Origin of the sequence: Nocardia otitidiscaviarum, from assembly GCF_007362295.1 — a bacterium.
GTDB classification, from domain to species: Bacteria; Actinomycetota; Actinomycetes; order Mycobacteriales; family Mycobacteriaceae; genus Nocardia; species Nocardia otitidiscaviarum.
The window spans coordinates 6,343,330-6,365,547 of record NZ_CP041695.1 but is presented as its reverse complement, the minus strand read 5'-3'; the positions used below and the strand labels follow the sequence as shown (position 1 = coordinate 6,365,547).

The following is a 22,218-nucleotide window of genomic DNA, read 5'->3' as shown; positions in this document are numbered from 1 at the left end:
GGGGCAGCGATGACCGAGAGTCGAGCGCATAGCAGCGCCAGCAGGTCCTACCGTCGGGTGGCGGCCGCCGTCGACGCGGTGTGCGCGGTCGCCGCCGATTTCGACGCCACCACCCTCGACGAGGTGGTCGACGCCATCTCGCTGGAGCGGCGGCGGCCCATCGAGATCGCCAGCGCGCAGTTGGGGCCGGGTGTGTGCGGTCAGCGCCGCAGCTACCCGGACCGCGATGTGATCGTGCTGGCCGCCGCGCTACCCACGCGCGAGCACACGCTCGCGCACGAGCTGGGCCATATCGTGTTCGACCATCCGGGCGAGGCCGCGACCGAGGTCACGCTGGAGGCCAGCGAGGACCTCATCGCCTACATGCTCAGCCAGCGCGCGCACCAGCAGATCGTGGATCTCGGCGAGGACGAACTGTGCGAGTGGGAGGCGGAGACCTTCGCGAACATGCTCATGACCCGACTGCGCGTATTCAACAGCCGCGGCGCGGGCGTCTCGGTCCTGCGCTTCGACGAGGCACTCGGATGACCGGGGCAGGGCCCGGAGGAGGCAGCGTGCGTAACCACGGAGGGTCCCCCGGGCATCCGCGTCGGACGCTGCTGACCGGGTCAGGGCCCGGAGGAGGCAGCGTGCGTAACCACGGAGGGTCCCCCGGGCATCCGCGCCGGACGCTGCTGACCGGGGCAGGGCCCGGAGGAGGCAGCGTGCGTAACCACGGAGGGCCCCCCGGGCATCCGCGCCGGACGCTGCTGACCGGGGCAGGGCCCGGAGGAGGCAGCGTGCGTGATCATGGTCACCCCCTCGAGCGGGAGGACACAGTATGACCTTCTGGTTGACGGCTCTACTGGTCTGGATGGCGGCCGGGGCGCGGGTGGGCCGGGTGCTCGTCAAACCCGCGACGACCGCGCGGGTGGCGATCGTGATCGCGGTGGCGTCCGTCGCGGCGGCCTCCACCGTGGCGATTCCGGATGTGGCGGTGGCGGTCGATCACATCGCGCCGGCCGGGGTGCGCGGAATGTGGTTGTCCGACAGGCTCACTCCCATGCTCTGGACGCTGTTCGTGACGGCGACCTCGGTGGTGGCCGCGGCGGCGTGGCCGGTGGTGTCACGCCGGAATCTGCGCCAGATCTCCTGGATGATCTATGCGGGCGGCCTCATCGCCATGACCATCACCCTGGTGTGGTCCACCACCTTCGGCTGGGTGGTCGCCCTGCTCGGCTGCGTCTTCATCGTCGTCACCGGCGTGCGCAACCTGGACTGGACCACCCTGGGCCGCGGCATCGCGCTCTACACCACCGGCACCCTGGTGGTCGGTGTGCTGTCGACACTGTCGCTGCGACGTGAGATCGATCACGCCGCCATGCCGAAACCGCAGCAGCCGGACTGGTTCTGGCCCGCCTGGCAGATCGCGTCACTGCTGATCGCCATGGGCGCGGTGTGGATCGTGATCGAGCTCTGGCTGCGAGCTCGCCTGCTGCTGCGGGAGATTCGCACCCTGCACCGGGTGCTGGTGGCGCGCTTCCCGGAGGTGGTGACCAAGGATCAGACCGGGTCCACCACCCAGCTCAAGGCATCCGACCAGGTGGCGCAGATCATGGACGCCCTGTTCCTGCAGTCCGGTGGCGGCGTGGAGTTGGCCGATGCCGGCGCGCCGCCCGAATCGGTGGCCGAACGGGCCGAGCGGGTGGCGTTGTGGGCGCGGAATCCCTTCGGCGAGACCGTGGTCGACGGTCGATGGATCGCCCCGCCCCCCGGCGTGAGCCCACGCGGCTGGGCTCAGGCCATTGCTCGCGCCTTCGACGAGGCGTTGGAAAGTGGGGCCGGTCAGCCGTCCGCGCAGCGCTGAAACGCTCTATTCGACCGGGGTCCACCTTTCGGTGGATTCCGGTCATAAGTGCGCCGGAATGGCGATGGTCCTGACCGTTGTGTGCATCTGAAAGTGCACTGTGCACAGATCGCGTGTGCGGTTTGCACAACTCGATCGGAAATCCAGCAAAACGAAACGACCCCCCGTGGCCGTATCCGGTACATCGCCCGACAATCTGCGCGATGTACACCAGGGGAGGTCGTCTCACCGATATGTGCTCGGACCCCGCGCAGCGATATGCCAGGAGTGCGCATATCTGCTCCGCGCAGGGGTGTACGCCACATGGTCTCTGTGCCCTGAGACCGGTGCAACACCCCACGTGCCAGCCGCACGATGGCGACGCTGCCCTGCAAGCAGCGCCGTATCGTTCGAACGCTCCTCGTGGAACCGGCTGGAAGAGTCCTGTGACAAACCAACACAGTGCGGTTCCGAGTCACCCGCACTGTGTTGCCTTGAGGCAGGGCCTATTCCGTGCCGTCCGGAGGAATTTCGGGCAGCCCCTCTGATGCCCGCAACTTCTCCGCCATGGAGGTGAGGAGGTTCTGTGATTCTTCGGAGAGGTCGAAGGCCCTACTCGACAACCGACGCAGTCCGTAGCCCTGCAGCTGGGACAGCAGCTCCAGATCATGATCGATCTTGGCAGCGTAGATGTCGTTGAAGAAGTAGTCCGGCTTGACCTTGAAGAACTTCGCCAGCGCAGCCACCGTCTCGTCCGACGGATTCGTGCGCTGTCCCGACCGCAGCTGTGACAGATACGGTTTCGAGATCGGATGGCCGGAGGCCGTCAAGGCCGCCGCCACCTCTGCGTTGGTGTGCGGCTTACGCCCCGGGGGATGCACGGTTTCGAACAGCTTGTTCAGCCGCGCCGCGAAATCAGCCATTGTGAGCCGCCCAATTCCCTTCGCTGTACTAACAGTCGTTATCTCGGATACGTATCATTGATATTAGCGGCTCAGTAACTGAAAACCTACGCCTGATTCGCGATTTCCTTGAACCTTCTCGGCGGTGATCCGGTGAAGCCGCTGTGGCTTGGGCGTTTGCGGGCCACCCTCACGGTTCTTGCGGATGGCTTAAGAGCCCCGGTTCTGGCCCGTCGCGAAGGTCTTCCGTAACAAGCCGCTAGTAGCTATAAGATAGCTGACGAGTCATCATCTTGTCTGTACCGAAGTTTGTGTGGCGTACGCCACGTTTGAGCGGTCGTAGGATGAATGTTCAACCTCATGGCCGAAAATGGTTGGGGACTAGACCCGTTCGATGATCGTGCCCGTCGCGAGTGCGCCACCGCAGCACATGAGGATCATGGCGGTGCTCTTGCCCGAGCGCTCCAGCTCGTGCAAAGCCGTTGTGATCAACCGCGATCCGGTGCTGCCGACCGGGTGACCGAGCGCGATGGCTCCGCCGTTGACATTCACCCGGTCGAAGTCGGGCTTGTGCACCGAGGCCCAGGACAGCACCACGGATGCGAAAGCCTCGTTGATTTCGAACAAGTCGATATCGCTCATGCTCATGCCGCTGCGCTCCAGCAGGCGGGCGCACGCCTGCACCGGCCCGTCGAGTTGGTATTCGGGCTCACCGCCGACCAGGCACTGCGCCACGATGCGGGCGCGTGGGCGCAAACCATTGCGCGCGGCGGCCCTTTCGTCCATGAGTAGAACGGCTGCGGCACCGTCGGAAATCTGCGAGGAGGTGCCCGCGGTATGAATACCGCCCTCCTGCACCGGCTTCAGCTTCGCCAGGCCCTCGCGGGTGGTCTCGCGCAGGCCCTGATCGCGGCTGACGTCCATGGTCTCGCCGGTGAGGTTGCCCTCCTTGTCCACCTGCGGCGCGCCCTTGACGGTCAGCACCTCGCGGTCGAAGCGGCCCTCCGCCCACGCCTGCGCGGCCAGCCGCTGCGAGCGCTCACCCAGGGCGTCGGTGTCGTCGCGAGTTATGCCGCGCCGCTTGGCAATTCGTTCCGCGCCGGTGAACTGGTCGGGCATGTCGATATCCCAGCTGGCCGGACGGCGGGGCCCGGCGTGGGTGCCGACATTGGCGCCCAGCGGTACGTGGCTCATGGACTCGATGCCGCAGGCCAGGCCGACCTCGATGGCCCCGGTCGAGATGAGTCCGGCGACCAGGCCCGCGGCCTGCTGGGCGGAGCCGCACTGGTTGTCGATGGTCACTGCGCCGGTCTGCCAGGGCAGACCCGCGTGCAGCCAGGCGGTGCGGGTGACATTGTTCGACTGCTCGCCGACCTGCATGACGCAGCCGCCGACGACCTGTTCCACCAGCAGGGGGTCCAGGGCCGCTCGCTCGAGCACGCCCCGCTGTGCCGCGCCGAGCAGTTCGGCGGCGTGCAGACCGGCCAGCCAGCCGTTGCGCTTGCCGATGGGCGTGCGCGCGGCCTCGACGATGACGGGAGTTCCCATGTCGTTCCTTTCGGGTACAAACTGAAACAGGTTCGGATTCTGTTACAGCTGTTTACTAATTCGTCTTCCTCAGTCGTACCACCTGTGCTTCAATGATGGTAGAACGTGTTTCAGTCGGTCAAAGGAGACTGCTGGTGGTCGACACCTCAATGCGTCCCAATCTTCCGGACGGATTCGATGTCACGGACCCGGACATGTGGGAGAGCCGAGTCCCGGTCGAAGAATTCGCCGAACTGCGGCGAACCGCCCCCATCTGGTGGAACCCCAAATCGCCGGACGTGGGCGGCTTCCACGACGACGGCTTCTGGGTGGTCAGCAAGCACGCTGACGTCAAGGAGGTCTCCCGGCGCAGCGACGTGTTCTCCAACTACGAGAACACCGCCATCCCGCGCTTCAACGACGACATCACCCGTGAACAGATCGAAATGCAGCGGTTCGTGATGTTGAACAAGGACGCGCCCGAGCACACCAAACTGCGCAAGATCATCGCCAAGGGCTTCACGCCGCGCGTGATCAACGGCCTGCGCGCCGAGCTGACCGCGCGGGCGGAGCGGATCGTGCGGGCCGCCGCCGAGTCCGGGCGCGGTGACTTCGTCGAGCAGGTGGCGGCCGAACTGCCGCTGCAGGCCATCGCCGAGCTGATCGGCGTGCCGCAGGAGGACCGTAAGAAGATCTTCCGCTGGTCCAACGAGATGACCGGCTACGACGATCCGGACAGCGATGCCGACCCGCTGGTCGCCTCCACCGAGATCCTCGGCTACTCGTACCAGATGGCCGAGGAACGCAAGCGGTGTCCGGCCAGCGATATCGTCACCGAACTGGTGCAGGCCGAGATCGACGGGGAGTCGCTGTCGTCGGAGGAGTTCGGCTTCTTCGTCATGATGCTCGCCGTGGCGGGCAACGAGACCACCCGCAACGCCACCACGCACGGCATGCTCGCTTTCCTCGAGAATCCGGAGCAGTGGGAGCTGTTCAAGGAGAAGCGGCCCCTGACAGCGGCGGACGAGATCATCCGCTGGGCCACGCCGGTCAGCATGTTTCAGCGCACGGCGTTGGAGGATACGGAGCTGTCGGGCGTCCAGATCAAGAAGGGGCAGCGCTTGGTGCTGCTCTACCGGTCGGCCAACTTCGACGAAGAGGTGTTCGAGGACCCGTTCACCTTCGATATCCTGCGGGACCCCAATCCGCACCTGTCCTTCGGCGGCACCGGCGCGCACTTCTGCATCGGCGCGAACCTGGCCCGCCTCGAGGTGGAGATCATCTTCAATGCCATCGCCGATCACATGCCGGATATCACCGGCATCGGCGATCCGCGGCGACTGCGCTCCGGCTGGCTCAACGGCATCAAGGAGTTCCAGGTCGACTACCAGACCTGCCCCGTGCGGCACTGAGGCGAATCGACAGCGCCGATACGAAAAGCGCGGCGGGCGTCCGGAATCCGGACGCCCGCCGCGCTTTTCGGGTCGCATCGAGCGAGGATCGTGCCCGCTCGCGTAGCGGGCGGGCACGAGTTCTAGCGTGTTCCAGCCGGTTTCATGGTCGCCATGGCGCGCTCCTGCTCCCAGAAGGCGCGCAGGGCCAGGATCTTGCCGTCCTCGTCCACCTTGTAGGTGAAGACACCCTCGGCGTCGATCACCTGGCCGCCCATGTAGGTGCGGATCTTGCCGGTGAAGGCGATCTCGCGACCGCAGGCGAAGGAGTCCTCGAAGAGGAATTCGATCTGCTCGGTCGGGGCGATCGCCTTGTCCCAGAACGCCGCGATGGCCTCGGCGCCGCGGTGTCCCCTGCCCTCCGGATCGAAGAAGGACGGGCCGACCGGATCCTCCACGATGCCGTCGGCGGCGAAGAGCGCGACCCAGGCCGCCTTGTCACGCGCCCGGACCGCGGCCTGCGAGGCGGCTCCGGCGACCCGCGCCGGATGCTCGGTGGTGGTGGTCACGGCTGCTCACTCCCCACTACCCACATCGAGAAGTACTGCGAGCCACCACCATAGGCGTGCCCGAAGGCCTTGCGGGCGTTTTCCACCTGATAGTCGCCCGCGCGGCCCATGACCTGCTTGGCGGCCTCGGCGAAGCGGATGAGCCCGGAGGCCCCGATCGGATTGGACGACAGCACACCGCCGGACGGATTGACCGGCAGCTTGCCGCCGATGGCGGTGTCGCCGGAGTCGGTGAGCTTCCAGCCCTCGCCCTCGGGCATGAACCCGAGGTTCTCCAGCCACATTGGCTCGAACCACGAGAACGGCACATAGATCTCGGCCGCGTCGATCTCCTCGAGCGGATTGGTGATACCGGCCTGCTCCCACAGGGCGCGGGCAGCGTCCTGTCCGGCAAGCGGATTCACCTGATCGCGACCCGCGTAGGCGAGTGGTTCGGTGCGCATGGCGGTGCCGTGCACCCACGCCACCGTCCGGCCGCGGGCCTCCTGCTCCTTGGCCGAAGACTCGTCGCCGATGACGAGCGCGCACGCACCGTCCGAGGACGGGCAGGTCTCGTCGAAACGAATGGGATCCCAGAGCATTTGGGAGGCCAGCACCGAATCCATGGTGATATCGGCCTGCCGCAGGTGGGCGAGCGGATTGCGGGCGCCGTTGCGGCGGTCCTTCACCGCGACCATGGCCCCGATGTGCAGCGGGGCATTGGCGCGGCGGATGTAGGCGCGCACGTGCGGGGCGAAGTAGCCGCCCGCACCCGCGCCGACCGGTTTGGTGAACGGCACCGGATTCGACAGCGCCCACATGGCGTTGGATTCCGACTGCTTCTCCCAGGCGACGGCGAGCACCTTGCCGTACACGCCCGCCTGCACGTGATTGGCGGCCACGATGCCGGTGGAGCCGCCCACCGAACCGGCGGTGTGCACGCGCAGCAGCGGCTTCCCGGTCGCGCCCAGGGCGTCGGCCATGAACAGCTCCGGCATCATGGAGCCCTCGAAGAAGTCGGGGGCCTTGCCGATGACGACCGCGTCGATATCGGCCATGGTGAGCTCGGCGTCGGCGAGGGCGCGGTCGATCGCCTCGCGGCACATACCCGCCATGGACACGTCCGACCGCTTGGTCACATGGTTGGTCTGTCCGGTGCCGAGTACGGCGGCAGGGTATGTCATCGTGCCTCCAAAGTGGCGACCAGGTTCTGCTGCAACGCCGGACCGCTGCTGGCGTGGGCCAGGGCGCGATTCGCATTGCCGTTGATGATTTCGGTGGCGGCGAAGCCGATGCGCTCCAGACCCGCCGCGAACAGGGGGTTGCCCGCCAGCGGCCCGCCGGAGGGGTTGATGCGGGTCGAACCGTTCAGCCCGATGGCATGCCGGAGAATGATCTGCTCATGGCTGTACTGCGCGTTCAGCTCGGCGACGTCGAATCCGGCCGGGCCGTCGCCGATGGCGGCGCGGGCCGCGCGGGCCGTCGACTCCGAGATGGTGAGATCGCGCGCACCCAGCATCGGGGTGTCGATGTAGTGCGCCATACCGGTGAGCCAGGCGGGCCGCTCGCACAGTTCGCGCGCCCGGTCGCCCACGGCCAGCACGATGGCGGCCGCGCCGTCGGTGATGGGCGCGATGTCGTGGGCCCGGAACGGGTCGGCCACGTACGGCGCGGCCAGCAGCTTCTCGATATCGGTCTCGGTCCGGGCGGTCTCGGTCGCCTCGCCGTAGGCGGCCGCCGCGGCGGCGCTCTCGGCGGCGACGGCGGCCATGTCCTGTTCGGTCCAGCGTCCGGCGTCCAGTCCGGCCCGCGCCTGCAACCCGGCCATGGACACCGCGTCCGGCCACAGCGGCGCGACGACGTAGGGGTCGGTCTGGAGGGTGAGGACCTGGCGCAGGGTGCCCGCCGAGGGCTTGCCGAAGCCGTACACCAGCGCCGTCTTCGCTTGTCCGGAGCGCAGTTTCACCCACGCCTCGTACAGTGCCCAGGCCGCGTCCATCTCCACATGGGATTCGTTGATGGGTGGTACCGCGCCGATGGAGTCGATGGCGGAGATGAAGGAGAAGGCGCGCCCGGCAAGGTAATCCGAAGAGCCGGAGCACCAGAAGTCGATATCGGCGGTTTTGATGCCGAGGTCGTCGTAGAGCCGCGTGAAGCAGGGGTGCAGCATCTCCACGCCGTTGGTGGTGCCGAAGGTCTCCGGCACGTGCGGTGCGTGCGCGAAGCCCACCACCGCGATATCCGTTGTGTTCGTCAAGGTTTCAGCGCCTCTCTACAGGTGGTGCGCGAAGGTCTCGTAGTCGGCGTCGGGCTCGCCGGTGGGCTCGAAATGGGAGATGTTGTCCAGCCCGTAGTCCCATTCCTCGCGCGGCTTCCACACCGCCTTCACCCGCATGCCCATGCGCACCTCGGCGGCGTCGATACCGAGCACCAGGTGCAGGAAGGGAATGTCCGCGCCGTCCAGCAGGATGTAGGCGGCCACGTACGGCGGCTTGATGCGCTGGCCCTGGAACGGCACGTTGACCACGCAGTAGGTGGTGACGATGCCGGTATCGGGCAGGTCGACGTAGTCCTCGGTGGGTGCGCCGGTGCGCGGGTCAGCCCCGCGCGGCGGGAAGTACACCTTGCCGTCGTTGCCCGCCTTCGCGCCGAGCAGCCTGCCCTCCACGAGGGCCTTCAGGAAGGCGGTCTCCTGCGGTGCGGCGGTGTGCTTGAAGCTCAGGTCGATCGGCGTCACGATGCCGGTGATCGGCTCGGCCTCCTCCGCAGGCGTTGCGGCGACCGAGAATTCGCCCGGCTCGAAGCAGGCGATGTCGTGAATGAAGCCCTTGCGCTCGGTCGCCCAGCGCGCCCGCACCCGCATCCCGGTGCTGATGTCCGCGGGCGAGGCCACGTCCACGGCGTGCAGCAGGGCGGTGTCCGCGCCGTCGAGTTGGATGAGCGCCCAGGCGAACGGGCGGTCGAAGGGCTGGCCCGGCAGCGGTTCGGCCACCCAGCTCCACGACCGCACGGTGCCCACATCGGCGACCTCGACGAACTCGGTCAGCCGTTCGGCGGTGATCGGATCGAATTCCGCTGGCGGCACGATCACGCGCCCGTCGGAGCCGCGCACACCGACGATCTGCCCGGCGCGCAGGCCGGTCAGGAAGCGGCCGATGGTCGGACCGGTGGAGCGGGTGTAGTCGAACTGCATCCGCAGCGGTGCGGCGAGTACTTCGGTGTTCCCCAGAGTCACGAGATCGAGTAGAACAGGTTCTTATTATGGTCGCAAGAGGCCAGTTGGGAAGGGAGTCGATCATGCGGTTCGGGTTGCAGCTCGGTTATTGGGGTGCACAGCCGCCCGGCAATGCCCAGGAGTTGGTCGTCGCGGCCGAGCAGGCCGGGTGGGACGCCGTCTTCACGGCGGAGTCCTGGGGGTCCGACGCGTTCACGCCGCTGGCGTGGTGGGGTTCGAGCACCGACCGGGTGCGGCTGGGAACGTCGGTGGTGCAGATGTCGGCGCGCACGCCCACGGGCACGGCCATGGCCGCGCTGACCCTGGATCATCTCAGTGGCGGACGGCACATCCTCGGGCTCGGGGTCTCCGGACCGCAGGTGGTCGAGGGCTGGTACGGGCAGCCGTTCGCCAAGCCGTTGCAGCGGACCCGCGAATACGTGTCGATCGTGCGGCAGGTGCTGGCCCGCGAGGCCAAGGTGACCAGCGACGGACCGCACTATCCGCTGCCCTACACCGGTCCGGGCGCGACCGGCCTGGGTAAGCCGCTCAAGCCCATCACCCATCCGCTGCGCGCGGATCTGCCCATCTGGCTGGGGGCCGAGGGGCCGAAGAACGTGGCGCTGACCGCCGAGATCGCCGACGGCTGGCTGGCCATCTACTACACGCCCCGGCTCGCGGACATGTACAACTCCTGGCTGGACGAGGGCTTCGCGCGGGCGGGTGCCCGGCGTTCGCGGGCGGACTTCGAGATCGCCGCCACCGCCCAGGTGATCCTCACCGATGACCCGAAGGCCGAGCTCGATCGGATGCGACCGGTCATGGCGCTCTACATCGGCGGCATGGGCGCGGAGGAGCTGAACTTCCACGCCGAGGTGTACCGGCGGATGGGGTACGGCGAGCAGGTCGAGGAGATCACCCGGTTGTTCCGGAGCGGCCGCAAGGACGAGGCGGCGGCCGCCGTGCCGGACGAGCTCATGCTCGACACCATGATCGTCGGCAATGAGGCGCAGGTGCGCGAGCAGCTGAAGGTGTGGGAGGACGCGGGCGTGACCATGCTGCTCGTCGGGGTCCGCGACACCGAGCAGCTGGCCCGCCTCACCCCCCTCGTGCAGTCGTAGAACGAGTTCTATATTCCCGGTGTCACGGCGTGAGCGGCCCGGCCAGCACGCTCTCGCCGGACTCCCGGTCGCCCTGCCAGGCGAAGGCCGGGTCCGAACTCGGTTTGCGCTGCCACAGCAACAGGAGCAGATCCGCTGCGGGCGCGGCGATCTCGGCGGTCGGCTCGCCCTTGCCGTAGGTCCGGATGGTCCCGGTGTCGGTGGACCGCACCTGTACGGCGGCCTCGGGCGGGGTCGCCAGCCCGCGGTCGATCATGCGCTGCGCGAACATGTCGAAGACCTCGGCGATACCGTCGTCGGCCAGCGCGGCGTCGATCGGCGCGGCGGTGCCGAGCGCGAACTGCGCGTCCCACAGGTGCATGACCGTCTCGTGGGTGCGGCGGCGCCGCCAGAATCCGACGGTGCGCGGGGCCAGCCGCGTGAAAGTCCATGCCTCCGTGGCCGGATCGGCCGACAGTGCGGTGACGAGAGCGTCGGAGGTCCGGTCGAACCAGGCCCGCAGTTCGGCCGGATCGTGCGGCGCGGGTTCGCCGTCGTCGTTTCCGCGCAGTTCGGCGACCGCCGTCACCACCCATTGATTCCCGCGCCCCATGTGCTCGACCAGATCGTGGAGGGTCCAGTCGCCGCAGGTGGGCACCGGTGCGGTGAGATCGACGTCCGCGGTGATGAGCTCACCGAAAGCCGTGAGCCGGTCGCGCAAGATCGCCAAGAAGTCCATGCGCCCACGGTAAACGACGTACTCTGTGGCGGCAGCCACAATGCGCCCTATGGCGGCAGTCACAATTTCCCGTGGTATGGATTGAAAATCGCGTCTTGTCACACACAGGAACACGTTCTATTTTCATCATGTGAGCCACAACATAGCGGACCTTGTCGAACACGCCATCGACCTCATGCCGGATAACGTCGCCCTGGTCGACGACACTCGCTCGGTTACCTATGCCGAGCTCGAGGGGCGAGCCAATCAACTCGCGCACTACCTGCGGGAACAGGGGGTGCAACCGGGTGACAAGGTGGGTATCTACTCGCGCAACACCATCGAGGCCATCGAGGCCATGGTGGCGGTGTTCAAGGCCCGCGCCGTCATGGTCAACGTGAACTTCCGATATGTCGAGAACGAGTTGCAGTACATCTTCGACAACTCGGATATGGTCGCGCTGGTGGTCGAGCGTCGCTACAGCGACAAGGTCGCCAATGTCTGGCCGAACACCCCGCAGCTGAAATCGGTCCTCGTGGTGGAGGACGGCACCGACCTGCCGCTACCCGAGGGCGCGGTGGAATACGAAGCGGCGCTTGCCGGTTGCTCACCCGAGCGCGATTTCGAGGACCGTTCGCCCGACGACATCTACATGCTCTACACCGGCGGCACCACGGGTATGCCCAAGGGCGTCATGTGGCGGCAGGAGGATGTCTGGCGGGTGCTCGGCGGCGGAATCAACTTCCTCACCGGTGAATACGTCACCGACGAGTGGGAGCTCGCCAAGCTGGGCGCCGCCAACCCGCAGATGGTGCGGTACCCGGTCGCCCCGATGATCCACGGCGGCTCGCAGTGGGCCACCTTCCAGAGCCTGTTCGGCGGCGGCAAGACGCTCATGCTCGCGGAGTTCAGCGGCCACGGGCTGTGGCGCGCCGTCGAGCAGCACAAGATCAACCTGATTTTCATCACCGGTGACGCCATGGCCCGGCCCATGGTGGACGCGCTGCTCGAGGGCAATCCGGAAACCGGTGAGCCCTATGACGCGTCGAGCCTCTACGTCATCGCCAGCAGCGCGGCGCTGTTCTCGCCGACGCTCAAGGACAAGATGCTCGAGCTGCTGCCGAACCGGATGATCAGCGACTCCATCGGCTCCTCGGAGACCGGTTTCGGCGGTCTGTCCGTGGTCACCAAGGGGCAGAACCACACCGGCGGCCCGCGCGTGAAGATCGACGCCTCCACCCAGGTGCTCGACGAGGACGGCAATCCCTGCGAGCCCGGTTCCGGCAAGATCGGCTTCCTGGCCCGCAGCGGACACATCCCGCTCGGCTACTACAAGGACGAGGCCAAGACCAAGGCCACCTTCAAGGAGTTCAACGGCAAGCGGTACTCGATTCCGGGCGATTTCGCCCGCGTCGAGGAAGACGGCACCGTCACCATGCTTGGCCGCGGTTCGGTGAGCATCAACTCCGGCGGCGAGAAGATCTACCCGGAGGAGGTCGAGGGGGCGCTCAAGTGCCACCCCGAGATCTTCGACGCGCTGGTGGTCGGCGTGCCGGACGAGCGCTGGGGGCAGAAGGTGGTCGCGGTCGTGCAGTGTCGCGGCGCGAACCGGCCCACGCTCGAGGAGTTGCGTCCGGTGCTGACGCAGGAGATCTCGTCCTACAAGATGCCGCGTGCGCTGTGGTTCGTGGACCAGATCAAGCGGAATCCGGCGGGTAAGCCCGACTACAAGTGGGCCAAGGCGCAGACCGAGGAGCGTCCCGCCGACGAGGACGCGCCCGCGCCCGCCAGCAAGTAGTGCCCGGTTCCGGAGCCGGTCGCGATCATCCCCTCGACCGGCTCCGATCCGTTCACCAGGGAAAACGCCGGATCATCCGAGGATTCGTCCATAGCCGAAAAGTATGGAAGGAACTCCTTTCCGATCCTCCCAACATGTCGGTGGGGTGTGCCAGAGTGGCCCTATGAGCAAGCAGTCCGGCAGGTCCACCACCTCCCTCGATGAGGTGTTGCAGTCGTTCGAGGGGCACCGCCGTGAGCTGTGTGCCTACGCCTATCGCATGCTGGGGTCCTCCTTCGAGGCCGAGGACGCGGTCCAGGAGGCGTTCACGCGCGCCTGGAAGTCCTACGAGTCCTTCGAGGGGCGCTCCAGTCTGCGCTCCTGGCTCTACAAGATCACCACCAATGTCTGTCTGGACATGCTGGACGGGCCGCAGCGCCGCGCCCGGCCCATGGATCTGAACGGGCCGTCCACGCCCGACTCGCCGCTGCCCATGCCGGAGCCGGACTACGTGTGGGTGGAGCCCATTCCGAACGCGCTGGCCTTCGGCGCGGATCCGGCCGACCACGCCTCGGTGAAGGACACACTGCGGCTGGCCTTCGTGGCCGCGGTGCAGCATCTGCCCGCCACTCAGCGTGCCATCCTGATCATGCGCGAGGTGCTGCGATTCTCCGCGAACGAGACCGCCGACATGCTCATGATGTCGCCGGCCTCGGTGAACAGCGCCCTGCAGCGGGCCCGCGCCACCATGTCCAAGGTGCAGCCCGACGAGGGCAAGACCTTCGACGAAACCGACGAGCAGCAGCGCAAACTCGTCGACGAATTCGTCAAGGCGTTCGAGGCCTACAACATGGACGCGCTCACCGCCCTGCTGAAAGAGGATGTGGCGCTGTCCATGCCGCCCATCTCGCTGTGGGTGTCGGGTCCGGACAATGTGGCCGCCTTCATGCTCGGCCACGGCCACGCCTGCCGCGATTCGCGTATGGTGCCGCTGGCGGGTGCGAACGGTTTGCCCGCCTTCGGCCACTACAAGCCGAGCGACGAACCGGGCCTGTGGGTGCCGTGGTCCATCACCGTGCTCGAACTGGATGGAGATCGCATTTCCGGTCTCAACTTCTTCCTCGACACCGATAAACTGTTCCCGCTCTTCGGTTTGCCGCAGGAGTGGCGCGAAGGGTCGGAGGTTTCGACCACCGCGTAGACCCTGTCGGCGCGCATGGTGGATGACGTCGGGGTGGTCCGACGTCGGCGCGACGACACGCGTGAACGGCCCGCCGGGTGTATACCCGTCGGGCCGTTCGCGTTTCAACACCTAGCATACCCCCGGTGGGTATGAAGTAGATCACCACTTCGAGGACTGTCGGATGTATACCCCCTAGGGGTATATCTATCCGGGTCGGAACTTATCGGGACCCGAGCACGGGTCCCGCGAGTAGTCAGGGAGTGGTTCCCATGTCGGATCGGATATCGGCCCCGCCCGCGTCGCGGCGCTGGGTTGCCTTGGGGCTCATCGCCCTCGCGCAGTTCATGGTCATCATGGACACCTCGATCATCGGTGTCGCGTTGCCGAAGATGCAGGAGGAGTTGGGATTCTCCCAGGAGAACCTGTCCTGGGTCTTCAACGCCTACGTGGTGGTGTTCGGCGGGCTGCTGCTGCTCGGCGGCAAGCTCTCCGACATCCTCGGGGCGAGAAGGGTTTTCCAGGCCGGATGGGCGGTGCTCGGCGTCGGCTCGCTGGCGGCGGGGCTGGCGTCGAACGCCGCGGTCGAACTCATCGGGCGCGGCGTGCAGGGCGCGGGCGCGGCGCTCATCGCGCCGTCGGCACTGACCCTGCTCATGATGCTGTTCGGGAACAACCCGAAAGAGCTGACCAGGGCGTTCGCCGTCTACGGCGCGGCGGCTCCGGCCGGTGGCACGGCGGGAGTCTTCCTCGGTGGGCTCATCACCGAATACGCCTCGTGGCCTTGGGTCTTCTACATCAATATCCCGCTCGCGGTGGTGGCGCTGCTCGCCGCGCCCGCGCTGGTGCCGGACGGTGCGCTGGCACCGCACGGATCGGTCGACATCCTGGGCGCGCTGACCGCGACCCTGGGACTGGCGGCCGCGGTGTTCGCGGTGGTGCGAGCCGACTGGGCGGCCGTGTCGACCTGGGCGATCCTCGTTGGGGCCACCGCACTGCTGATCGCTTTCGTCGCCATTCAGGCGCGGCGCGCGGAACCGCTGATGCCGCTGGCCATCTTCCGGGCTCCGGATCTCGGTGCGGCCAATCTGGCGCAGGTGCTGCTGGGCGCGGCATGGGTACCGATGTGGTTCTTCCTCAATCTGTACCTACAGCAGGTGCTCGGCTACTCGGCCTTCCCGTCGGGCGCGGCCCTGCTGCCCATGACGGCACTCATCATGATCGGCATGATCGCGCTGTCTCCGAAGCTGTTCGCCCGCTTCGGTGCTCGCACCATGACCGCCACCGGGCTGGTGGTGCTGGCGGTCGGGCTGATCTGGTTGTCCTTCGTCCGGCCCGACGGCAACTTCTGGGTGGATGTGCTGCCCGGCTCGCTGATCGCCGCGCTCGGCATGTCACTGGCCTTCATCCCCTCCCTGCAGACCGCGATCTCGGCCGCGGCCCCCGAGGAAGGCGGTCTGGCCTCCGGCATCGTCAATACCGGCTACCAGATCGGATCCGCTCTGGGCCTGGCCGTGGCCACCGCGATCGCCGCCGCGGCGGGGGCCGAGGCACTGGGCGACCCGGCCGCGCTGGCCGACGGCTTCTCGGCCGCGTTCGTGACCGCGGCCGTGATCGCCGCGGCCGCCGCCGGAGCGGCGCTGGTCACCTTCCGGTCCCCGGCCCGCCGCGCAGGGGTGAGCACCGGCGTCTGACCCGGATGTCGACCGAAGCCCCATCGACCGACGGCCCGCCGAGTGCTCGGCGGGCCGTCGTGGTGCCCGTGCAATGCGAAGGGCCCGCCGGGTTTTCGGCGGGCCCTTCGGCGTCGGGGGATCAGCCCGGGTAGTTCATGTGGAACGGCTCCCACTGGTGGCCGTCCGGGTCGATGAAGGTGCGGCCGTACATGCCCGCTTCGGCCTCCTGCGCGCGGCGGCTGTCGTCGGACTCCTCGGTGCCGCCGGCCTTCAGGGCGGCTTCGACCAGGCTGTCCACCTCGGCGGCGCTGGCCAGCGACAGGGCGTAGGCCGCGCCCACCGTCGCGCTGGTGTCGGCGATGGCGCGCTTGCTGAAGTTGGTGAAGAACTCCTTGGTCAGCAGCATCAGGCAGATGTTGTCGTCCACCACGATGCAGGCGGCGTTGTTGTCGGTGAAATCCGGATTCACCTTCCAGCCGAGCGCCTCGTAGAACCCCTTGGACCGGTCCAGATCGGAAACGGGGAGATTGATGAAGATCATCTTGCTGGCCATGATGTCGTCCTCTCGGCGCGTACTCGTTGCGTGTCACCGGTAAGGACGAAGCGGACATCGAAAACTCATCGGTGCCGCCGCGGTAGGGCCGGATACCGCCCTGGAGCAGGCCGGACGCAGCGCGGGGCGGCGGCACGGAATCCGTACCGCCGCCCCGCGTGCAGACCTCAGCCGGCGGCCAGGATGCCGCCCAGGGCGCGCAGGTGGTCGCTCGCGCCGCCGAGGGCGAACTCGTTGTGCTTGGCGGCGGTGAAGTACTGGTTCACGATGTGATCGCGGTCGATGCCGACGCCGCCGTGCACGTGCACGACGGTGTGGCCGATGCGGTGGCCCGCGTCGGCCGCCCAGTACTTGGCGGTGTGGATCTCGGCGGCGGCGTCCAGGCCCTCGGCCAGTCGCCAGGCCGCCTGCTGCACGGCCAGGCGCACGCCCTGCACGTCGATGTAGGCGTCGGCGAGCCGCTGCGCCACGGCCTGGAAGCTGCCGATCTTGCGGTTGAACTGTTCGCGCTCGCGGGCGTATTCGGCCACCAGTTCCAGGCCGCGCTCCACCGTCCCGAGCTGCTGGGCGGCCAGGCCCAGCCAGGCGCGTTCCAGCAGCCAGGTCAGGATCTCCGGCCCCTGCTCCAGCGTGCCCACCAATTCCGCCGGGGCACCGGCCAATTCGACCTCGGCCTCGGGGGAGCGGTCGGTGACCAGCTGGTCGGCCAGGTGCACGGTGGACTCGGCGGGATCGACCAGGAAGACGGCGGCCTGTCCGTTCACGGTGGCGGGCACCAGAATTCGTGCCGCCTGCCGCGCGAAGGGCACCGTGATCTTGACGCCGGACAGCCGCCAGGAGCCGTTCTCGTCGGCGGTGGTGACGGGCGTGGCGGGCTCCCAGTTGCGCTCCTCGCTCAGCGCCACGGTCAGGATGGTCTCGCCGCGTCCGGCGGCCGCGGCCAGCTCGCGCTGCGCCGGGGAGCCGAAGGCGGCCAGGGCGCCCGCACCCAGCATCACCGACCACAGGTACGGCACTGCCGCGACCGACTTGCCGAGCTCACGCAGCACGGCCGTCTGCTCCAGCACGCCGAAATCGCTGCCGCCCACCGCTTCCGGCAGGGCCGCGGCCAGCACGCCGGTCTCGGACAGCGACTTCCACAGTGCCGCGTCGAAGCGCACGGTGTCGTTGCCCTCGGCATCGGTGGTGCGGTCGAGTTCGCGCAGCCGGTCGGCGGTGACGAGTTTGCCGGTCACCTCGGCGGTGAGCCGGGCCAGATCCTGCTGCGCTTCGGTCAGGGTGAAATCCATGGAGGGTACCTAGCTTTCCAAAATCAACGCGCGGACGGCGGCTGCCGCAGGGCGGTCATGGCGATGATGTCGCGCTGCACCTCGTTGGTGCCGCCGCCGAAGGTGAGGATCAGGCAGGCGCGGTGCATGCGCTCCAATCGCCCGCGCAGCTGCGCGCCCGGCGAGTCCTGCCGCAGGTACGCCTGCGGTCCGAGCACCTCCATGAGCAGCCGGTACGCCTCGGTGGCCAGTTCGGTGCCGTACACCTTGCAGGTGGAGGCGTCCCACGGGCGCGGCGCGGCATCCCCACCCGCGTCGGCCCGGGAGGCGATCTCCCAGTTGAGCAGCTTCAGGTACTCGACCTTGGCGTGCACGCGCGCCAGGTTGATCCGCACCCATTCCTGGTCGATGACGCGGGATCCGGTGGAGGTCTTGGCCTCCCGCGCCCACTCCACGGTCTGCCGCACGGCCAGCGCCAGCGGCGCGGACGAGGTCAGCGCCACCCGCTCGTGATTGAGCTGGTTGGTGACCAGCGCCCAGCCGCCGTTCTCCGGGCCGACCATATCGCTGTGCTTGACCCGAACGTCCTGGTAGTAGGTGGCGCTGGTGTCCGGACCGGCCATGGTGTGCACCGGGGTCCAGGAGAAGCCCTCGGCCGTGGTCGGCACGATGAACATGGAAATGCCCTTGTGCTTCTTGGCATTCGGGTCGGTGCGCGCGGCCAGCCAGATGTAGTCGGCGTAGGCGATGAGGCTGGTCCACATCTTCTGCCCGTTGATGATCCACTCGTCGCCGTCGCGCACGGCGGTGGTGCGCAGCGAGGCCAGGTCGGTGCCCGCGCCGGGTTCGGAGTAGCCGATGGAGAAGTGCAGTTCGCCCGCGGCGATCTTGGGCAGGAAGAACTTCTTCTGCTCCTCGGTGCCGTAGTGCATGATGGTCGGCGCGACCGAGTTGATGGTCAGGAACGGCACCGGCGCGCCCGCGATGGCGGCCTCGTCGGTGAAGATCAGCTGATCCATGGTGGAGCGGTCCTGCCCGCCGTACTCCTTGGGCCAGCCCAGCGCCAGCCAGCCGTCGCGTCCCATCTCGGCGACGACCTCGCGGTACACGTTGCCGTGGCCGTACTCGCCGGTCTGGGCCGACAGCGCCTCGCGTCGTTCCGGGGTGATCAGTCGAGCGAAGTACTCGCGCAGTTCGGCGCGCAGCTGTTCCTGCTCGGGCGTATACGCAATGCGCATAGTGCGGTGTCCTTTCTGCCGCGCCTGGCGATGCGGCGGGTTCGCGGCCTGGAAGGCTCGCGCCGCGAACCGAGGTGGTGAGGCGATAATTGCACACAAAGTGGAACTTGTTCCAGTATGGGAGCCTGTTCCGGCATTTCCGGGTACCTGGGCCGGGGCTGTCTTGTTAGGCTCGGCCCGTAGCTGTGGCAAAGGAGTTGGCTATGAAGGTCACCGTCGATCTCGACCAGTGCGAGGCGAACGGCATCTGTGTCGGAATCGCCCCCGACGTGTTCGATCTCGATGACGAGGACATCCTGCACATCACCGCCGCCGAGGTGCCCGCCGATCAGGAGGACGATGTCCGCACGGCCGTGGCGCAGTGCCCGAAGGCGGCCCTGAAACTTGTCTGAAACCATCCTTGCTAGCAAGGTGTAACACGTTCTAAAGTCGGCCCGGTGAGCGTTTCTGATGTGAGTCTTGCGGGCCGGGTTGCGATCGTGACCGGCGGCGGCGCCGGATTGGGCCGGGCGGAAGCCCTGGCGCTGGCCGGCGCCGGGGCGTCGGTCGTGGTGAACGATCTCGCCGAGAACGACGCGGTCAACGCTACCCTCGCCGATATCCGGGCACTGGGCGCGAAGGCCGAATTCGTCGCGGGCAGCATCGCCGAGCGTGCCACCGCCGACGCCCTCATCCGCACCGCCGACGAAGCCTTCGGCGGGGTGGACATCGTGGTCAACAATGCGGGCATCACCCGGGACCGCATGCTGTTCAACATGTCCGACGAGGATTTCGACGCCGTCGTCGCGGTGCACCTGCGCGGACACTTCCTGCTGACCCGCAATGCGGGCGCCTACTGGCGCGCCAAGTCCAAGGCGGCGGGCGCGCCCGTGTACGGGCGCATCGTCAATACCTCGTCCGAAGCCGGACTGCTCGGTCCGGAGGGGCAGGCGAACTACGGTGCGGCCAAGGCCGGTATCACCGCGCTGACCCTCTCGGCCGCCCGCGCGCTGTCGCGGTTCGGCGTGACGGCCAATGCCATCGCCCCGCGGGCGCGCACCGCCATGACGGAGAACGTCTTCTCGGCCGCGCCGCAGGACGGGCCCGATCCGCTGTCCCCGGATCATGTCGCCCGCCTGGTGGCCTACCTCGCCTCCCCGGCGGCCGAGCGGATCTCCGGCCAGCTGTTCGTGGTGTACGGCCCGATGGTCGCCCTGATGGCCGCACCGGTCGTCGAGCGGCGTTTCGATGCCGAGGGGGAGTGGACCGCGGCGGGACTCGCCGCGACACTCGGCGGGTATTTTGCCGAACGCCCTTCCGGCGCTACCTTTTCGGCATCGTCGCTGATGGATCTCGACTGAGTTTCCCATAGCGGGGGTTACGTCCGGCCCCCCGGTTGATCACGCGATCAACTATTGGTAGGAATGGGGTTCAACGGTGTGGGACGCCTCACAAGGGCTGTCTCAGACGCGAGAGTGATCCCATAGTGAACAAGTTCTCGAGCGCCTGGCTCTCAGGGAGAAAAAGAGCAGTTCAAAACCTGCGAAAGCCTTACGCAGCGGCAGTGAACGTGTTCTAATCATTCAGCGGGGCGTAGATCACATTCAGATCTCGTGCGCTATAAGCAAGGCAGGGGCAGGAGGAAACGCGGGAATGAACGACGTTCTTGCCGTGCCGTTGCGGGCGGTCGGAGGGTTCTTCGAACTCGCCGGAAGTGTCGCTCGCGCCGCGGTACGGCCCCCATTTCAGCGCCGCGAATTCATCGAACAAGCGTGGTTCGTGGCTCGGGTATCGATCATCCCGACCCTGCTGGTGGCGATTCCGTTCACGGTGCTGGTCAGCTTCACGCTCAACATCCTGCTTCGGGAGATCGGCGCGGCCGACCTCTCCGGCGCGGGTGCGGCCTTCGGGTCCATCACCCAGGTCGGCCCGATGGTCACCGTGCTCATCGTGGCCGGCGCGGGCGCCACCGCCATCTGCGCGGATCTCGGCGCCCGCACCATCCGCGAGGAGATCGACGCCATGCGGGTGCTCGGCATCGATCCCATCCAACGCCTGGTGGTACCGCGCGTGCTCGCCTCCATGTTCGTGGCGGCACTGCTCAACGGCCTCGTCAGCACCATCGGCATCCTCGGCGGCTTCCTGTTCTCGGTCTTCCTGCAGGACGTCAACCCGGGCGCGTTCGTCAACGGCATCACGCTGCTGACGCACTTCCCGGAACTCGTCATCTCCGAGGTGAAGGCCACCCTGTTCGGACTCGCGGCCGGACTCGTCGCCTGCTACCTGGGGCTGAACGTGAAGGGCGGCCCCAAGAGCGTGGGCGACGCGGTCAACCAGACCGTCGTCTTCTCCTTCATGGTGTTGTTCGTGGTTAACGTGGTGGTCACCGCGGTCGGCATCAAGTTCACGGCGCGGTGATCTGATGGCGTTCGTGATCGAGTCCAGATTCCCGCGAATCACCAAGCGGGTCAGGCGTGTTGGCGAGGGTATCGACTCCGTCGGCAAGCACGCCGTGTTCTACGCGCAGTCGATGGCCTCGGTGCCGCGGGCGCTGGTGCACTACCGCACCGAGACCATTCGGCTCATCGCCGAGATCTCCATGGGCACCGGCGCGCTCGCGGTTATCGGCGGCACCGTCGTGATCGTCGGCTTCCTCACCCTCGCCGCGGGCGGCACCATCGCCGTGCAGGGCTACAGCTCCCTGGGCAATATCGGCGTCGAGGCGCTGACCGGCTTCTTCGCCGCGTTCATCAATGTGCGCATCGCCGCGCCGGTGATCTCGGGCATCGGATTGGCGGCCACCCTGGGCGCGGGCACCACGGCGCAACTGGGCGCCATGCGCGTCTCCGAGGAGATCGACGCGCTGGAGGTCATGGCGATCCGCCCGGTGCCCTTCCTCGTCGGCACCCGGATGCTCGCGGGCATCATCGCCATCATCCCGCTGTACTCGCTCGCCGTGATCGCCTCCTTCATCGCGAGTCGCTTCGCGACCGTGGTGATCTACGGGCAGTCGGCGGGCGTCTACGACCACTACTTCGAAACCTTCCTGATTCCCAGCGACATTCTGTGGTCGTTCGCGCAGGCGATCTTCATGGCCTTGGCGGTCATGGCGATTCACACCTACTACGGCTTCCATGCCGCGGGTGGACCGGTCGGCGTGGGAGTCGCGGTCGGCAACGCCGTACGGGCCTCGCTGGTCGCGGTCGTCACCGTGACGCTGCTGATCTCGCTGGCCATCTACGGCACCTCCGGCAACTTCCATCTCTCCGGGTAGGGCGGCGAATGGGTACGCAAACACGTAAACCACAATCACGGTTCGAAG

The 22,218-nt window shown here is 67.4% G+C and carries 21 protein-coding genes; 11 read left to right on the top strand and 10 right to left on the bottom strand.

Annotation, left to right across the window (positions count from 1 at the left end; genetic code table 11):
* Positions 1-9: 9 nt before the first annotated feature.
* Together FOH10_RS28520 and FOH10_RS28515 are read left to right on the top strand one after the other, a co-directional pair.
* Positions 10-528, top strand: a complete 519-nt coding sequence (locus FOH10_RS28520; protein ID WP_029925400.1) for an ImmA/IrrE family metallo-endopeptidase — start codon at positions 10-12, stop codon at positions 526-528.
* Between the two features lie 292 nt (positions 529-820).
* Positions 821-1,846, top strand: a complete 1,026-nt coding sequence (locus tag FOH10_RS28515; RefSeq protein ID WP_143982996.1) for a hypothetical protein — start codon at positions 821-823, stop codon at positions 1,844-1,846.
* Between the two features lie 485 nt (positions 1,847-2,331).
* Here the strand turns inward: FOH10_RS28515 and FOH10_RS28510 are convergent, their stop codons facing one another.
* A complete protein-coding gene (locus FOH10_RS28510) occupies positions 2,332-2,748 on the bottom strand; it encodes a helix-turn-helix domain-containing protein (RefSeq protein WP_011207048.1) in 417 nt (138 codons plus the stop codon).
* Between the two features lie 360 nt (positions 2,749-3,108).
* Positions 3,109-4,275, bottom strand: coding sequence for a steroid 3-ketoacyl-CoA thiolase (locus tag FOH10_RS28505; RefSeq protein ID WP_039809188.1), 1,167 nt, complete (start codon positions 4,273-4,275; stop codon positions 3,109-3,111).
* Positions 4,276-4,424: 149 nt separating this feature from the next.
* Between FOH10_RS28505 and FOH10_RS28500 the strand changes: the two genes are divergently transcribed.
* Positions 4,425-5,666, top strand: a complete 1,242-nt coding sequence (locus FOH10_RS28500; RefSeq protein ID WP_143984366.1) for a cytochrome P450 — start codon at positions 4,425-4,427, stop codon at positions 5,664-5,666.
* 122 nt (positions 5,667-5,788) lie between these two features.
* Here the strand turns inward: FOH10_RS28500 and FOH10_RS28495 are convergent, their stop codons facing one another.
* From FOH10_RS28495 to FOH10_RS28480, 4 genes are read right to left on the bottom strand one after another with little or no spacing between them, the layout of a single operon-like run.
* Positions 5,789-6,214, bottom strand: a complete 426-nt coding sequence (locus FOH10_RS28495; RefSeq protein ID WP_029925404.1) for a nuclear transport factor 2 family protein — start codon at positions 6,212-6,214, stop codon at positions 5,789-5,791.
* The gene (locus tag FOH10_RS28490; RefSeq protein WP_143982995.1) at positions 6,211-7,377 is read right to left on the bottom strand and encodes a thiolase domain-containing protein; all 1,167 of its coding nucleotides are present in this window, start codon (positions 7,375-7,377) and stop codon (positions 6,211-6,213) included. The genes FOH10_RS28495 and FOH10_RS28490 overlap by 4 nt, the downstream gene beginning before the upstream one ends.
* Positions 7,374-8,450: a thiolase domain-containing protein gene (locus FOH10_RS28485; protein ID WP_143982994.1), complete on the bottom strand. Its 1,077-nt coding sequence runs from the start codon at positions 8,448-8,450 to the stop codon at positions 7,374-7,376. Before FOH10_RS28485 ends, FOH10_RS28490 begins: the two co-directional genes overlap by 4 nt.
* A 15-nt stretch (positions 8,451-8,465) precedes the next feature.
* A complete protein-coding gene (locus FOH10_RS28480; RefSeq protein ID WP_143982993.1) occupies positions 8,466-9,428 on the bottom strand; it encodes a Zn-ribbon domain-containing OB-fold protein in 963 nt (320 codons plus the stop codon).
* Between the two features lie 62 nt (positions 9,429-9,490).
* Between FOH10_RS28480 and FOH10_RS28475 the strand changes: the two genes are divergently transcribed.
* Entirely contained in the window at positions 9,491-10,528 is a 1,038-nt protein-coding gene (locus FOH10_RS28475; protein ID WP_143982992.1) for an LLM class F420-dependent oxidoreductase, read from the top strand.
* A gap of 22 nt (positions 10,529-10,550) precedes the next feature.
* On the opposite strand, the gene FOH10_RS28470 is transcribed toward FOH10_RS28475, so the two are convergent.
* The gene (locus FOH10_RS28470; protein ID WP_143982991.1) at positions 10,551-11,246 is read right to left on the bottom strand and encodes a maleylpyruvate isomerase family mycothiol-dependent enzyme; all 696 of its coding nucleotides are present in this window, start codon (positions 11,244-11,246) and stop codon (positions 10,551-10,553) included.
* Positions 11,247-11,376: 130 nt separating this feature from the next.
* Between FOH10_RS28470 and FOH10_RS28465 the strand changes: the two genes are divergently transcribed.
* The 3 genes from FOH10_RS28465 to FOH10_RS28455 all read left to right on the top strand — a co-directional run bounded on the left by FOH10_RS28465 (position 11,377) and on the right by FOH10_RS28455 (position 15,876).
* Positions 11,377-13,023 (top strand): acyl-CoA synthetase, encoded by a 1,647-nt coding sequence (locus tag FOH10_RS28465; RefSeq protein ID WP_143982990.1) that lies wholly within the window; start codon positions 11,377-11,379, stop codon positions 13,021-13,023.
* A 163-nt stretch (positions 13,024-13,186) separates the two neighbouring features.
* Positions 13,187-14,203 (top strand): sigma-70 family RNA polymerase sigma factor, encoded by a 1,017-nt coding sequence (locus FOH10_RS28460; RefSeq protein WP_143982989.1) that lies wholly within the window; start codon positions 13,187-13,189, stop codon positions 14,201-14,203.
* A 251-nt stretch (positions 14,204-14,454) separates the two neighbouring features.
* Positions 14,455-15,876 carry an MFS transporter gene (locus FOH10_RS28455; protein ID WP_143982988.1) on the top strand — a complete coding sequence of 474 codons (1,422 nt, stop codon included), beginning with the start codon at positions 14,455-14,457 and terminating at the stop codon, positions 15,874-15,876.
* Between the two features lie 121 nt (positions 15,877-15,997).
* Here FOH10_RS28455 and FOH10_RS28450 read toward each other — a convergent pair whose 3' ends face one another.
* The 3 genes from FOH10_RS28450 to FOH10_RS28440 form a co-directional block, all read right to left on the bottom strand.
* Positions 15,998-16,411 (bottom strand): VOC family protein, encoded by a 414-nt coding sequence (locus FOH10_RS28450; RefSeq protein ID WP_143982987.1) that lies wholly within the window; start codon positions 16,409-16,411, stop codon positions 15,998-16,000.
* A gap of 167 nt (positions 16,412-16,578) precedes the next feature.
* Entirely contained in the window at positions 16,579-17,700 is a 1,122-nt protein-coding gene (locus FOH10_RS28445; protein WP_143982986.1) for an acyl-CoA dehydrogenase family protein, read from the bottom strand.
* A 23-nt stretch (positions 17,701-17,723) separates the two neighbouring features.
* Entirely contained in the window at positions 17,724-18,917 is a 1,194-nt protein-coding gene (locus tag FOH10_RS28440) for an acyl-CoA dehydrogenase family protein (RefSeq protein WP_029925416.1), read from the bottom strand.
* A gap of 203 nt (positions 18,918-19,120) precedes the next feature.
* Here FOH10_RS28440 and FOH10_RS28435 point away from each other — a divergent pair, with 203 nt between their 5' ends.
* From FOH10_RS28435 to FOH10_RS28420, 4 genes are all read left to right on the top strand, one after another.
* Positions 19,121-19,309, top strand: a complete 189-nt coding sequence (locus FOH10_RS28435) for a ferredoxin (protein ID WP_029925417.1) — start codon at positions 19,121-19,123, stop codon at positions 19,307-19,309.
* A gap of 45 nt (positions 19,310-19,354) precedes the next feature.
* Positions 19,355-20,257: a 3-oxoacyl-ACP reductase gene (locus FOH10_RS28430; protein WP_029925418.1), complete on the top strand. Its 903-nt coding sequence runs from the start codon at positions 19,355-19,357 to the stop codon at positions 20,255-20,257.
* 292 nt (positions 20,258-20,549) lie between these two features.
* Positions 20,550-21,314: an MlaE family ABC transporter permease gene (locus tag FOH10_RS28425; RefSeq protein WP_029925419.1), complete on the top strand. Its 765-nt coding sequence runs from the start codon at positions 20,550-20,552 to the stop codon at positions 21,312-21,314.
* 4 nt (positions 21,315-21,318) lie between these two features.
* Positions 21,319-22,170 (top strand): MlaE family ABC transporter permease, encoded by an 852-nt coding sequence (locus FOH10_RS28420; RefSeq protein ID WP_029925420.1) that lies wholly within the window; start codon positions 21,319-21,321, stop codon positions 22,168-22,170.
* The last annotated feature ends 48 nt before the right edge of the window (positions 22,171-22,218 follow it).